The sequence below is a fragment of the Streptomyces sp. NPDC053076 genome (assembly GCF_044546845.1).
Lineage (GTDB): Bacteria > Actinomycetota > Actinomycetes > Streptomycetales > Streptomycetaceae > Streptomyces.
The window spans coordinates 244,595-259,195 of the sequence record NZ_JBITZL010000007.1 but is presented as its reverse complement, the minus strand read 5'-3'; the positions used below and the strand labels follow the sequence as shown (position 1 = coordinate 259,195).

8 protein-coding genes and 1 pseudogene are annotated in these 14,601 nt (G+C 68.7%); 3 read left to right on the top strand and 6 right to left on the bottom strand.

Translation table 11 applies throughout. The features are described 5' to 3' along the window. Positions 1-41 precede the first annotated feature (41 nt). Positions 42-2,414 (bottom strand): DUF6049 family protein, encoded by a 2,373-nt coding sequence (locus ACIGYR_RS27500; RefSeq protein ID WP_399603695.1) that lies wholly within the window; start codon positions 2,412-2,414, stop codon positions 42-44. A gap of 328 nt (positions 2,415-2,742) precedes the next feature. On the opposite strand from ACIGYR_RS27500, the gene ACIGYR_RS27495 reads away from it, so the two are divergent. Further along, positions 2,743-4,185 carry a CCA tRNA nucleotidyltransferase gene (locus tag ACIGYR_RS27495; protein WP_399603697.1) on the top strand — a complete coding sequence of 481 codons (1,443 nt, stop codon included), beginning with the start codon at positions 2,743-2,745 and terminating at the stop codon, positions 4,183-4,185. 121 nt (positions 4,186-4,306) lie between these two features. On the opposite strand, the pseudogene ACIGYR_RS27490 reads toward ACIGYR_RS27495, so the two are convergent. The 3 genes and pseudogenes from ACIGYR_RS27490 to ACIGYR_RS27480 all read right to left on the bottom strand — a co-directional run bounded on the left by ACIGYR_RS27490 (position 4,307) and on the right by ACIGYR_RS27480 (position 7,477). Continuing rightward, a pseudogene (locus ACIGYR_RS27490) lies at positions 4,307-5,568 on the bottom strand (MFS transporter). Between the two features lie 99 nt (positions 5,569-5,667). After that, positions 5,668-6,750: an inositol-3-phosphate synthase gene (locus ACIGYR_RS27485; protein WP_391845937.1), complete on the bottom strand. Its 1,083-nt coding sequence runs from the start codon at positions 6,748-6,750 to the stop codon at positions 5,668-5,670. A 43-nt stretch (positions 6,751-6,793) separates the two neighbouring features. Continuing rightward, positions 6,794-7,477, bottom strand: a complete 684-nt coding sequence (locus tag ACIGYR_RS27480) for a PadR family transcriptional regulator (protein ID WP_399603700.1) — start codon at positions 7,475-7,477, stop codon at positions 6,794-6,796. A 396-nt stretch (positions 7,478-7,873) separates the two neighbouring features. On the opposite strand from ACIGYR_RS27480, the gene ACIGYR_RS27475 reads away from it, so the two are divergent. Both ACIGYR_RS27475 and ACIGYR_RS27470 read left to right on the top strand, forming a co-directional pair. Next, positions 7,874-10,576 carry a transglycosylase domain-containing protein gene (locus ACIGYR_RS27475; protein ID WP_399603703.1) on the top strand — a complete coding sequence of 901 codons (2,703 nt, stop codon included), beginning with the start codon at positions 7,874-7,876 and terminating at the stop codon, positions 10,574-10,576. A 129-nt stretch (positions 10,577-10,705) separates the two neighbouring features. Further along, the gene (locus ACIGYR_RS27470; RefSeq protein WP_399603706.1) at positions 10,706-12,259 is read left to right on the top strand and encodes a glycosyltransferase family 87 protein; all 1,554 of its coding nucleotides are present in this window, start codon (positions 10,706-10,708) and stop codon (positions 12,257-12,259) included. A gap of 101 nt (positions 12,260-12,360) precedes the next feature. Here ACIGYR_RS27470 and ACIGYR_RS27465 read toward each other — a convergent pair whose 3' ends face one another. After that, a complete protein-coding gene (locus tag ACIGYR_RS27465; protein WP_391845930.1) occupies positions 12,361-13,392 on the bottom strand; it encodes an alanine racemase in 1,032 nt (343 codons plus the stop codon). A gap of 85 nt (positions 13,393-13,477) precedes the next feature. Then, complete coding sequence (gene femX / locus ACIGYR_RS27460; protein ID WP_391845928.1) at positions 13,478-14,599, bottom strand: peptidoglycan bridge formation glycyltransferase FemX; 1,122 nt, start codon at positions 14,597-14,599, stop codon at positions 13,478-13,480. Positions 14,600-14,601: the final 2 nt, after the last annotated feature.

The following is a 14,601-nucleotide window of genomic DNA, read 5'->3' as shown; positions in this document are numbered from 1 at the left end:
ACCCCACCTCATCGTCCCGGGCCCACCGGCCACGACATCGCTCAACGGTCCACTCTCTCACCCGTGCCGGACGGGTCGGCGCTTTCCGGTGCGGTGTCCGGCGCAGGGTCACTCGGCTGCTCCGGGTCGCGCGCCCCGGAGGCGGAGTCGGACTCCTCCGGGAGACGGTCCCCGGGCGCCTCGGGGTTCCCGGGCTCGTCCGGGCTCTCGCCCGCGGTGCCGGGACCGTCCTCCCCCGCCTGCCGGGCGGCGGCGCGCTTGCGCTGGGTGTACATCCGGAAACCGGCGAGGACGAGGAGCAGCACGCCGCCGCCGATGACCAGCATCACGGTGGGCGTGACCTCGGTGACCTTCACGTCGAAGCTGACGGGGTCGCCGTATCTCACACCGTCCTGGGTGTACAGCTGGGCGATGACCGCGACCCGGCCGTTGGCGTTGGCCGAGGTGGTGAACTTCACCGACTGGCTGTGCCCGCCGGAGATCTCCACGGGCTGCTCGTCGTAAGCCTTGCCGCCGATCTTCAGACGGGTCGGCATCGTCGACTCCAGGCGCAGCACCAGGTGTCCGACGGGCTGGACGAGGTTGTTCTGGACCGTCACCGGGATCGTGGCACTGCGGCCCGAGAGCTTGGTCTCGGACTTGTCGATCAGCTTGACCTGGTCGGCCAGCTCGTCGAGCCATGCCTCCACGTCGCCGCGGTAGCTGTCCGCCTCGCCGCTCCGGCCGCGCCAGGACGCGGACATCTCCCGGTTTATGGCCCGGCCGAAGGGGGTGACCACGCGGGACTGGTCGGTGAGGACCACGCGGAAGCCGTCGAGCTTGCTCTGGGTGCGGGCGATCTGTTCGAAGGCCGCCCTGGGCAGCTCCTGCCGGCGCAGCGAGGAGGGGTAGGCGGACGTCGACGGAATGCGCGTGGTGGCGTTCGGGTCGGGCTTGTCCTTGGACGTCGCGGTGAGGTCCTGGGGCTGCGACCAGGTGCCGCCCTGGAGGGCCGTCAGCGCCGCCGCCATCGCCTGTGCCTGGCTCGCCGTGGGCATGCGCTGCGGGGCGACGACGATACTGCGCTGCTGGTCCGTCTGCGTGTTCAGCTGCAGGCTCTGGGCGAGGAACCGCTGCACGGCGAGGGTGGCCGAGCCCGCCTTCGTCAGGTCGCCCTCGAACGCCGTGGACAGGCGGCTGTCGGCGACCACCGCCGTGGTGCCTCCGCCGACCGGGCGGGCGGCGGACGGCGTGTACGGCAGCCCGGCGGTCTCCTGGAGGCTGTCACTGCGGGCGATCACCCGGTCGGCTCCGGCGGAGGTCGCGACCTTCATGATCGACGGGTCCACGGCGCCGTTCACCGGCCAGGCGAAGTCGGTGCTCGGTGTGACGTGAAGCACCGTCTTGACGGTGGTCGCGGCGACGTCGGTCGCGTCCTTGAGATGGCTGAGCGAGCCGGTGACACGGGTGCCGTTGTGTGCCAGGGAGGCCAGGTCAGGGTCGGCGAAGGGCAATGCGACGACCTCCTTGCCGGTCACCGCCTTCTGCAGGGACGCCAGCCACTGCTTGGCGACCGCCTGGTGCTCCCGTGAGCCGGGCGTGCTGGTGCCGCCGGCGCCCTGGAGCCGATAGTTGCCGACCGCCATCGCGTCGACCGAGGCCAGCAGGTCCGGGTCGATCACCCAGGTGACGTCGAGATCCTTGCCCAGCTCCACCATCTGGGCCAGCCGGCCGCCGGGCGCCAGTTCCCCGGCCAGGTCGTCGTCGAGGAACTCCGGCGTCTGCAGGTCGCCCGCTCCCGTCTTGGCCGTCATGTGGACCGGGGAGAGCAGCGGCCACAGGAACGTCGTCTTCGTCTTGGTGTCCGCGTCCGACGGCTGCCACGGCAGGAGCGTGCGCCGTATGCCCAGGAGCTGGTCCCAGCGCTGGGCGGAGGTCTGACCGGACAGGGCGACACCCAGCTCGTAGACGCCGTCCTCGCCCAGGTCGAGCTTGTCCACGGGCACGGAGATGCTGAAGTGCTCGGCGACGCCCGGGGCCAGCTTGTCGAAGTCCTCCTCGTACTTCCCGCCGACCTCGGCGCCGGAGCCGCTCTGCGCCTCGTCGGAGTGCCGGGTCACGGCGTCGATGGCCGAGCGGGTGGTCAGCGAGGGACCCACCCGCAGGCCCACATGGGCGTCGGTGACGGTCTGCTTGCCCTTGTTGGTCACCGTGCCGGACACGGTCAGCGTGTCGCCGTCCGTGGGCGCGCTGGGACTGAGCGAGTCCAGAGAGACGGACACCGTGTCGGAGGCGGCGGCCTGCGCGGGTGCGGCGGCAGGCAGCTGAAGCAGACCGGCCAGCAGGGGCGTCCCCGCGAGAAGGGCTCCGGCGCGCCGCAGCCAGCGGCGGGCAGGTGAGGCACTGGTCCCCTGGAAGTCAGCCGCCTCGGCCACGCGCTCGCCCGTCCCTCGTCGTCAGTGGTCGTCGGAATGTGCGTCCACGCATGGTAACGATGCGCGCTGAACGGAAGTGCCGCGGTCTCCTCCACAAGATCGAGGGGCAGTCGTGACCCGTCCTCTATATCCAGTATCGAGGGGAGAGCGGGCGTACGCCGCAAGAGCAGCGCTTGCGGGGGTATGCGGGCAGCTGTCCGTACCGCACCGACGGGGGGCGCCCCTGGGCACCATGGGGACGCCGCCCCGGTCATCAACACCATGGTGACGCCGCCCTGGAATCAATGGGGGCGCCCCTGGTCGCGCGGGGCACGTACCCTCTTCTGTTGTGCCGAACCCGAACGAAGACACTCCCTCTGCCCTGAGCCAGGCGCAGCAGCGCGCGGTCGCCGAGCTGCTGCGGGTGGCCCCCGTCGCCGACGACCTCGCCCGCCGATTCCAGGAGGCCGGGTTCTCGCTCGCTCTGGTCGGCGGTTCGGTCCGCGACGCGCTGCTCGGCCGGCTCGGCAACGATCTGGACTTCACCACCGACGCCCGCCCCGAGGACGTACTGAAGATCGTCCGACCATGGGCGGACGCCCTCTGGGAGGTGGGGATCGCCTTCGGTACGGTCGGCGCACACAAGGGCGGCTACCAGATCGAGATCACCACCTACCGGTCAGAGGCGTACGACCGCACCTCGCGCAAGCCGGAGGTGTCGTACGGCGACTCCATCGAGGAGGACCTGGTCCGTCGCGACTTCACCGTCAACGCGATGGCCGTGGCGCTTCCGGAGAAGGATTTCATCGACCCGTACGGTGGCCTGGAGGACCTCGCGGCGCGTGCGCTGCGGACGCCGGGCACACCCGAGGAGTCCTTCTCGGACGATCCCCTGCGCATGATGCGGGCCGCCCGGTTCGCCGCCCAGCTGGACTTCGAGGTCGCCCCAGAGGTCGTCACCGCCATGACCGAGATGGCCGGACGCATCGAGATCGTCTCGGCGGAGCGGGTCCGGGACGAGCTCAACAAGCTGGTCCTCTCCGCCCACCCGCGCAAGGGCCTGGCGCTGCTCGTGGACACCGGGCTCGCCGGGTATGTCCTGCCCGAGCTGCCGGCGCTGCGCCTGGAAAGTGACGAGCACCACCGGCACAAGGACGTCTACGAGCACACGCTGATCGTCCTGGAGCAGGCGATCGCGCTGGAGCAGGACGGTCCGGACCTCGCCCTGCGGCTGTCCGCGCTGCTGCATGACATCGGTAAGCCGCGCACGCGCCGCTTCGAGAGCGACGGCCGGGTCTCGTTCCACCACCACGAGGTGGTCGGCGCCAAGATGACCAAGAAGCGCATGACCGCCCTGAAGTACTCCAACGAGCTGGTGAAGGACGTCTCCCGGCTGGTCGAGCTGCACCTCCGCTTCCACGGCTACGGCACCGGGGAGTGGACGGACTCGGCGGTCCGCCGGTACGTCCGGGACGCCGGCCCCCTGCTGGACCGCCTGCACAAGCTGACCCGCTCCGACTGCACCACGCGCAACAAGCGGAAGGCGGTGGCGCTGTCCCGGGCCTACGACGGCTTGGAGGAGCGCATCGCTCAGCTGAAGGAGCAGGAGGAGCTGGACGCCATCCGGCCCGACCTCGACGGCAACCAGATCATGGAGATCCTGAGGATCGGCCCGGGCCCGGCGGTGGGCAAGGCGTACAAGCACATGCTGGAGCTGCGCCTGGAGAACGGCCCGATGGATGTCGACGCGGCGGTGGCAGCTCTCAAGGAGTGGTGGGCTGCGGAGAGCTGAGCCGCCCCGGACGATGTTTCACGTGAAACATCGTCCGGGACAGCGAACCCGAGGGGTGATGTTTCACGTGAAACATCACCCCTCGCTCCGTCTCGGCGACGTGTGACGCGTGCTCGTCGGCTCAGCGTCGCTCGAAGCGGGCCAGGCCCAGGGCGATCACGCCGTAGATGGCGGCGACGAGAACGACCAGCACCGTGGAGCGGCCGTCCGGCGGAAGCATCAGCGCCGCCACGCCCGCCGCACCCACGAAGGCGACGTTGAAGAGCACGTCGTACACGGAGAAGATCCGGCCCCGGAAGCCGTCTTCGACACGGGCCTGGACGATCGTGTCCGTGGCGATCTTGGCTCCCTGGGTGATCAGGCCGAGACAGAAGGCCGCGACCATCAGCGGTCCGGTGGCGAACGGAAGACCAGGGCGGGTTCCAGCACCATGGCCGCGCCGGCACACACCGCGATCCATCGGCCGGGGCCCAGCCGCCCGACCGCCCAGGGGGTCACCACGGCCGCCGCGAAGAACCCCGCTCCGGACAGGGCCAGCGCCGGCCCGAGCAGCCGCAGCCCTTCTTCCGGAGTGCCGGAGAGGGCGTAACGGCAGAGCATGAGCAGCAGGACGAGGAGTGCGCCGTAGCAGAAGCGCATCAGCGTCATCGCGGCCAGGGCCCAGACGGCTTCTCTGCGCCGGGGCGTGGCCAGGTGCCGGACGGCCGCGAGCAGCGCGCGTGCCGTCTCGTCGAGTGCCGTACCGAGCTGGGGCCGGACGGGGTGCCGGTCGGGTCCGAGCAGGCCGGGAGGCAGACGCAGGGAGGCGAGGCTCGCGCACAGGTACAGGAAGGCGCCGAGCAGTACCACCGCAGCGTCGGAGTCCGACGCCACGATCCGTACGGCGAAGGCCAGACCTCCGCCGACGGTCGCGGCGAGCGTGCCGGCCGTCGGGGAGAGCGAGTTGGCCACCACCAGGCGCTCGGCGTCGACGACTCGGGGCAGGGCGGCCGACAGCCCCGCGAGAACGAAGCGGTTGACGGCCGTGACGCACAGCGCGGAGGCATAGAAGAGCCAGTCGGGGGCGTGGCCGAGGATCAGGAGGGCGGTGGCCGCGGCCAGCAGGGCTCGCAGCAGATTGCCGTACACGAATACCTGTCGGCGTCGCCAGCGGTCCAGCAGGACACCGGCGAAGGGGCCGACCAGTGAATAGGGGAGCAGCAGGACCGCCATCGCCGAGGCGATCGCGGTGGCCGAGGTCTGCTTCTCCGGCGAGAAGACGACGTACGCGGCGAGCGCGACCTGGTAGACGCCATCGGCGCCCTGGGACAGGAGGCGGACGTACAGCAGGTGCCGGAAGTGCCGCAGGCGCACCAGCAGGCGCAGGTCACGTACGACGGGCATGGGCGACAGCCTCACATATGCGGAAGGTCCCCGGGTCGGCGGACCCGGGGACCTTCACAGCCCTGGCAGGAGCGTTCGCGTGCGGCCGTGTTCAGCGCCTCAGCGCTCGACCTCACCGCGGATGAACTTCTCGACGTTCTCGCGGGCCACGTCGTCGAAGTACTGGACCGGCGGGGACTTCATGAAGTAGGACGACGCCGACAGGATCGGGCCGCCGATGCCGCGGTCCTTGGCGATCTTCGCGGCGCGCAGGGCATCGATGATGACACCCGCGGAGTTCGGGGAGTCCCAGACCTCGAGCTTGTACTCCAGGTTCAGCGGGACGTCACCGAAGGCACGTCCCTCGAGGCGGACGTAGGCCCACTTGCGGTCGTCCAGCCAGGCCACGTAGTCGGACGGGCCGATGTGGACGTTCTTCTCGCCGAGGTCCCGGTCGGGGATCTGGGAGGTGACGGCCTGCGTCTTGGAGATCTTCTTGGACTCCAGGCGCTCGCGCTCGAGCATGTTCTTGAAGTCCATGTTGCCGCCGACGTTCAGCTGCATAGTGCGGTCCAGGACGACACCGCGGTCCTCGAACAGCTTCGCCATGACGCGGTGCGTGATGGTGGCGCCGACCTGGGACTTGATGTCGTCACCGACGATCGGGACGCCGGCCTCGGTGAACTTGTCCGCCCACTCCTTGGTGCCGGCGATGAAGACCGGGAGGGCGTTGACGAAGGCGACCTTGGCGTCGATGGCGCACTGGGCGTAGAACTTCGCCGCGTCCTCGGAACCCACGGGGAGGTAGCAGACCAGGACGTCGACCTGCTTGTCCTTCAGGATCTGGACGACGTCGACCGGCTCGGCGTCAGACTCCTCGATGGTCTGGCGGTAGTACTTGCCGAGGCCGTCGAGGGTGTGGCCGCGCTGGACGGTGACACCGGTGTGGGGCACGTCGCAGATCTTGATGGTGTTGTTCTCGGAGGCGCCGATCGCGTCCGCGAGGTCGAGGCCGACCTTCTTGGCGTCGACGTCGAACGCGGCGACGAACTCGACGTCGCGCACGTGGTAGTCACCGAACTGCACGTGCATCAGGCCGGGGACCTTGGACGCCGGGTCGGCGTCCTTGTAGTACTCGACTCCCTGCACCAGCGACGCCGCGCAGTTGCCCACGCCGACGATGGCTACGCGAACCGAACCCATTCCGGTTGCTCCCTGTGTGTACGAGTGAGGCCCTGACTGGGTCTCACGTGGCGGTGTCGTCGGGCGTATCCGTCCGAGGGGTTTCCCCGGCGCGGGGCAGGCCGCCCGTCGATCCAGTGGTGGTGTCCTGCTGGGCGGGCCCCCCGGAAGTGGAACCTCTCAGGTCCCGTCCGGCCCGCTCGCTCTCGATGAGCTCGTTCAGCCAGCGCACTTCGCGCTCCACGGACTCCATCCCGTGGCGCTGGAGCTCAAGTGTGTAGTCGTCGAGGCGTTCCCGGGTGCGCGTCAGTGAGGCGCGCATCTTCTCCAGGCGCTCCTCCAGGCGGCTGCGCCGGCCCTCCAGGACGCGCATGCGGACATCGCGTGAGGTCTGCCCGAAGAAGGCGAACCGTGCGGCGAAGTGCTCGTCCTCGTAGGCGTCGGGGCCGGTCTGCGAGAGCAGTTCCTCGAAGTGTTCCTTGCCTTCCGCCGTCAGCCGGTAAACGATCTTGGCGCGGCGTCCGGCGAGAGGGGCGGCGACTGCGTCGTCGTGGGTGTTCCCGGGTTCCTCGATCAGCCAGCCGTTGGTGACCAGCGTCTTGAGGCAGGGGTACAGCGTCCCATAGCTGAACGCACGGAACACACCCAGTGACGTGTTCAGCCGTTTGCGCAGCTCATAGCCGTGCATCGGGGACTCCCGCAGCAGGCCGAGTACGGCGAACTCAAGGATGCCGGAGCGCCGGCTCATCGTCGCCTCCTCTCGGTCCCGCAGGTCGGTCCCGCAGGTCTCGCAGTGCCTGTCAGCGACTTTATCTCGCGCTGATGTATCGGTTCGATACATCACGACGATAGAACGCGTCATCGTGAGCGACAAGGGGGACGACGGTGAACGGGATCACATCACCGATTCGTAGGAGGCAAGTTGCCTGTTTTGGGGTGAACTTCGGGGCTCGGCGGGTTTTGGTGGTGCGTAGTCTGTGCGGCATGGACACCACCGGGAACCGCGTGACGCCTGGGGAGCGTCCTCGTCCCCGGTGCAGTACGGGTGAATGCGGAACCGACCACATCCGTACTTCGGGGGGACCGGAAACCAGCCGCCGTTCCAGGCGCGCACGGGTGCGCCTGCCCGAGGAGTAATCGTTCGATGAGCGAGCACCGTCGCAAACCGCCGCAGCCGCAGGGAGGCGGACGTGCCGCGGCCCGACGCGGCCAGTCCGGCTCGTCCTCCGGCCGCCGTGCGACACCGCGAGGCGCCACCGGGTCTCCTGCCGACTCCTATGGGTCCCCTTCCCATGGGGCTGAGTCTGCTGACTCGGGAGGTGAGGAGCGTTCCTACGGCGGCCGTGCCGAGGCCCGCCGTGCGGCGCAGAAGGGCAGCCGCCGCAGAGCGGCCGACAACACGAGTCCCGGCGGCCGGCGCGGTGGACCGGGCGGGCAGACCGGACCGGGGCGGGGCAGGGGCCGCGCGACGACAGCACCGGGCAAGAAGCGGTTCATCGACTACCCCAGGGTCGACAAGTACGGCTGGCGGCGCTGGGTACCGTCCTGGAAGCTGGTCAGCGGGCTGTTCCTCGGCTTCGTCGGCAGCCTGGTGGTGATGGTCGGCGTCGGCTACGCGATGGTCTCGATCCCGAACGAGAACGACGCGGCCAAGTCCCAGAACAACGTCTACTACTGGGCCGACGGCAAGCAGATGGTGGCCACCGGCACCGGCGTCAACCGGCAGAACGTCAGCATCGACCAGATCCCCGAGGCGATGCAGTACGCGGTGATCTCCGCCGAGAACAAATCCTTCTACGAGGACTCGGGCGTCGACCCCATGGGCATCGCGCGCGCCATGGTGAACATGGCGCGAGGCGGTCAGACGCAGGGTGGCTCGACGATCACCCAGCAGTACGTGAAGAACACGTACCTCAGCCAGGAGCAGTCGGTCACCCGGAAGTTCAAGGAGATGTTCATCTCCATCAAGGTGGGCGCGAAGCTCGACAAAGACCAGATCATGCAGGGCTACCTGAACACCTCGTACTTCGGCCGGGGGGCGTACGGCATCCAGGCCGCGGCGCAGACCTACTACGGCAAGAACGCGGTCGACCTCAAGCCGAGCGAGTGCGCCGTCCTCGCGGCCTTGCTGAAGGGCCCGACGTACTACGACCCCGCGGGCAACCAGGACCTCGACAAGACGGCGACCCCGCAGGCCAACGAGAAGCGCTCCAAGGACCGCTGGGCCTGGATCCTCGGCGAGATGCACAAGGACAAGCACCTCTCCGACACCCAGTACCAGCAGGCCATCGCCCAGTACCCCAAGCCCGACGGCCGCAAGGCGACCAAGGGCATGACCGGCCAGATCAGCTATCTGGCCGACACGGCGAAGAAGTACGTCATCGCCCACTCGGACATCACCGAGGCGCAGTTCGACCGCGGCGGCTACCAGATCTACACGACCTTCCGGAAGGAGAAGGTCGACGCCCTGGCCAAGGCCGTGAAGAACGTCCAGAAAGAGAACCTCGACCCGGAGCATCGTGATCTGGACAAGTACGTCCAGTTCGGTGCGGCGTCGGTGAAGCCCGACGACGGCGCGATCGTCGCTCTCTACGGCGGCGACGGCTACGAGAACGGGCACTTCACCAACAACGCCGACACCTCCGGTGTCCCCGTGGGCTCGACCTGGAAGCCGTTCGTGCTCGCCGCCGCCATGGAGTACGGCAAGTACAACTCCGCCGGCGAGGGCATCTCTCCGCTGAGCAAGTACAACGGCAACGACCATCTCAAGGTCCAGAAGCCGGATGGGTCGTACTACCTCAACAAGGACAACTCGTACTTCTACCAGGAGAACGAGAGCGACTATCCCTGGGGTTACATCACCCTGCGCAAGGCGATGGAGCAGTCCGTCAACACCCCGTTCGTGCAGCTCGGTGTCGATGTGGGCATGACGCACGTCCGGGACGTGGCCCGGCAGGCCGGCATCCTCAGCCAGAGCATGTCGCAGGACCTCAACCCGTCCTTCGCCATCGGTACGTCCACGCCCAGCGCGATCCGTATGGCCGACGCCTACGCGACCTTCGCCGCGTCCGGCAAGCAGACGGACCCGTACTCCGTGACCGCGGTCAAGGTCAACGGCGCCGACGCGCCCAGCTTCACCAAGCCGAAGCCGGCGCCCAAGGAGGCGATGGACCCGAACATCGCCAACAACGTCACGGACGTCCTGGAGAACGTCGTCCAGAACGGTACGGGCAAGAAGGCCCGAGCCCTCGGGCGTACGGCGGCGGGCAAGACCGGTACCACCGACGAGAACAAGTCGGCCTGGTTCGTCGGCTACACCCAGCAGTTGTCCACCTCGGTGGCGATGTTCCGTGAGAACCCCAAGAACCACAAGCTGCTGTCCATGAACGGCACGGCGGGCGTGGACTCCATCCACGGCGGTGACATCCCGACGCAGGTGTGGACCGAGTACATGATGGCCGCGCTCAAGGGCCAGAACGACCCCGGTTTCCCGAAGGCCACGGAGATCGGCACGGTCCAGCACGAGGCGGGTGCTCCCTCCCCGACCCCGAGCGTCACGTACACGCCGAGCCCGAAGCCGAGTGCCACGCCGAGCCCGACGCCGAGCCAGACGACCACCACGCCGAGCCCGTCGGCCAGCGCCTCCTGCACTTTCGGCTGGGGCAACAACTGTGACGGCAACGGCAACGACGTCGGTGGCACGGATACGGGCGGCACCGACGGAGGAACGGTTCCGACGCCCACGGGCACGGAGACAACCGGAACCGGGAACAGCCGGGGCAACGGCAACGGCAACAGCACCGGTGATGGCACCAACGGAGGCTTCTTCGCAGGCCAGACCGGTTAGCCCGGTGATCTGACCGGTTGGCGACCATATCGCCCGCCCGGGGTGTTTCACGTGAAACACGGGCCGCCGCACCGACGAGGTGCGGCGGCCCTCGGCGTATTCCCAGCCGGGTACGGCAGGATGTGCCCCATGCCCAGTGCAGAGATGACGCCCGCGAGCATGCACGAGCCCGAGCCCGTGCGGCCCGCCGCGGCAGAGCCGGTGCAGCCGACCAGGGAGGACAAGGTCGCCGCCGCCGGCAGTGAGCTGATCGGCGGTCCCCTGGGGCGGCGCGCCCTGCCCGGGACCTCCTGGTGGACGCCCGTACGCGTCGTGGCGCTCGTGGCGATCGGTATGTTCGCCCTCGGCCTGGTCCAGAAGGCACCCTGCTACGACGGCGCCTGGTTCTTCGGCGCGAGCAGCCAGTACACGCACGCCTGCTACTCGGACATCCCGCATCTCTACCAGGGCCGCGGGTTCGCCGATCACCTCGTGCCGTACTTCGACAAGCTCCCCGGCGACATGGACTACCTCGAATACCCGGTGCTCACCGGAGTGTTCATGGAGGTGGCCTCCTGGCTGACCCCGCACAGTGGCTCCATCCAGCACCAGGAGCAGTGGTACTGGTTCGTCAACGCCGGGATGCTGATGGTGTGTGCCACCGTCATCGCCGTCTGCGTGGCCCGCACCCACCGCCGACGGCCCTGGGACGGCCTGCTGGTCGCCCTGGCGCCCGCCTTCGCGCTGACCGCGACCATCAACTGGGATCTGATGGCGGTGGCGCTGACGGCCGCCGCGATACTGATGTGGTCGCGGGGCCGGTCCCTCGCCTTCGGGGTCCTCCTGGGGCTTGCCACGGCCGCCAAGCTGTATCCCGCCCTGCTCCTCGGCCCGCTGCTGGTGCTGTGCTGGCGGGCCGGCAAGTGGCGCCAGTTCTTCCAGGCCGCGGGCGGCGCGGTGGGCGCCTGGCTCGTGGTGAACCTGCCCGTGATGCTCACGCACGACGCGACGGGCTTCCACATCCGCGAGGGCTGGGCGAAGTTCTACACCTTCAGCAAGGAGCGCGGTGTCGACTTCGGCTCCTTCTGGCTGATCTGGGCGCAGAACTCCAGCAACCCGCCCACCACCGACTTCGTCAACAACGCGGCCACCGTGCTCGTGGTGCTGTGCTTCCTCGGCATCGCCGCGCTGACGCTCACCGCCCCGCGCCGGCCGCGCTTCGCCCAGCTGGCCTTCCTGGTGGTGGCCGCCTTCGTCCTGACCAACAAGGTCTACTCACCGCAGTACGTGCTGTGGCTGGTGCCACTGGCCGTCCTCGCCCGGCCCAAATGGCGGGACTTCCTGATCTGGCAGGCGTGCGAGGTGACGTACTTCCTCGGGATCTGGATGTACCTCGCCTACACGACCAGCGGAGACGCCCACAAGGGCCTGCCTTCGCAGGGCTACCACTGGGCGATCGCGGTGCATCTGCTGGGCACCCTGTACCTGTGTGCCGTCGTCGTACGGGACATCCTCATGCCGGAGCGGGACGTGGTGCGCAGCTCCGGCGACGACGATCCCTCGGGCGGGGTGCTCGACGGCGCGGAGGACGTGTTCGTGCTCGGCGGGGCGGCCCACCCACCGCGGCATGCCGCTCATTTCGAGGGACCGCAGGTGGACTGGGGCCGCTCCGAACAGCCGTTCCACCAGGCGCGTTCGCTCTGAGCGAACAGCTCACCCGCCTCGACGGACCAGCGGGCCGGCCGTCACGCAGAAGGCCGTATCCGGGCGCTCCGGATACGGCCTTCTCGCTGTCCTGAGCGGGCTCAGCGGTCCACGATGCGGTCGAACTGGGTCGTGGTGTGCCGCAGATGGGCCACCAGTTCGTCACCGACCTTCGGCTCGGGAGCGTCCGAGGGCACGAACAGGATCGACACCTGCATGTGCGGCGGCTCCGCGAACCAGCGCTGCTTACCGCCCCAGACGAACGGAGAAAGGTTCCGGTTGACCGTGGCGAGCCCGGCGCGGGCCACGCCCTTGGCGCGGGGCATGACGCCGTGCAGGGCCTTCGGTGCCTCCAGGCCCACCCCGTGCGACGTACCGCCCGCCACGACCACCAGGAAGCCGTCCGAGGCCGCCTTCTGCTGCCGGTAACCGAACCGGTCGCCCTTCGCCACGCGCGTGACGTCCAGGACGGCACCGCGGTACTCGGTGGCGTCGTGGTCGCCCAGCCACAGCCGCGTGCCGATGCGGGCGCGGAACCGGGTCTGCGGGAACTGCTGCTGGAGCCGGATGAGTTCGTCGGCCTTGAGGTGGCTCACGAACATGGTGTGCAGCGGCAGCCGGTTCATGCGGAGCCGTTCCATCCAGCCGATGACCTCCTCGACGGCGTCCGAGCCGTCGGTGCGGTCCAGCGGCAGGTGGATGGCGAAGCCTTCCAGCCGGATGTTCTCTATGGCCTGGTGCAGCTGCGGGAGCTCGTGCTCGCTGATGCCGTGCCGCTTCATCGAGGACATCACCTCGATGACGACACGGGCGCCCACGAGGCCGTAGACGCCGTCGATCGACGACACCGAGCGCACCACCCGGTCGGGCAGCGGTACGGGTTCCTCGCCGCGCCGGTACGGGGTCAGCACGAGCAGGTCACCGCCGAACCAGTCCTTGATGCGCGCGGCCTCGTAGGTGGTGCCGACGGCGAGCAGGTCGGAGCCGAGCCGCGTGGCCTCGTCCGACAGCCGTTCGTGCCCGAAGCCGTAGCCGTTGCCCTTGCAGACCGGGACGAGTCCCGGGAACTGCTCCTGCACGTGCTTGTGGTGCGCCCGCCAGCGCGCGGTGTCGACGTAGAGCGTGAGCGCCATGGCCGGACCCGGGACCTTTCTCGTGGCTGCGGTGGATCGAAGGTGTGTGAGCTGTGAAGGCTATGGAATCAAACGCCCGCGCGGCTCAGCGGCGCGACATGTAGATGTCGAGCGCCTTGTGGAGCAGCTTGTTCAGCGGGAAGTCCCATTCACCGAGGTACTCGGCGGCCTGGCCACCGGTGCCGACCTTGAACTGGATCAGGCCGAAGAGGTGGTCGGTCTCGTCCAGCGAGTCGGAGATGCCACGCAGGTCGTAGACGGTGGCGCCGAGGGCGTAGGCGTCGCGCAGCATGCGCCACTGCATCGCGTTCGACGGCCGGACCTCGCGGCCGATGTTGTCCGAGGCACCGTAGGAGTACCAGACGTGGCCGCCGACGATCAGCATCGTCGCCGCGGACAGGTTCACGCCGTTGTGCCGGGCGAAGTACAGCCGCATGCGGTTGGGGTCCTCGGTGTTGAGGGCCGTCCACATGCGCTGGAAGTACGACAGCGGGCGGGGCCGGAAGTGGTCACGGACGGCCGTGATCTCATACAGCCGCTGCCACTCGGCCAGGTCCTGGTAGCCGCCCTGGACGACCTCGACGCCGGCCTTCTCGGCCTTCTTGATGTTGCGCCGCCACAGCTGGTTGAAGTTCTTGTGGACCTCTTCCAGGGAACGGTTCGCCAGCGGCACCTGGTAGACGTAGCGGGGCTGTACGTCGCCGAAGCCGGCACCGCCGTCCTCGCCCTGCTGCCAGCCCATGCGGCGCAGCTTGTCGGCCACCTCGAAGGCGCGCGGCTCGATGAAGTCGGCCTCCAGGTCACGCAGTCGCTTGACGTCCGGGTCCTGGATGCCCCTCTTGATCGTGTCCGCGTTCCAGCGGCGGATGATCACCGGCGGGCCCATCTTCACGGAGAACGCGCCCTGCTGCTTCAGGTGCGCCAGCATCGGCTGGATCCAGTCGTCCAGGTTCGGTGCGTACCAGTTGATGACCGGGCCCTCGGGCAGGTAGGCCAGGTATCGCTTGATCTTGGGCAGCTGACGGTAGAGAACCAGGCCCGCGCCGACCATGTGGCCGGTCCGGTCGTCGAACCAGCCCAGGCTCTCCGAGCGCCATTCCGCCTTCACATCTGCCCAGGCCGGGACCTGCATGTGGCTCGCCGCAGGCAGGCTCTGGATGTAGGCCAGATGCTGCTCACGACTGATGGTCCTCAGGGTCAGGCTCATTC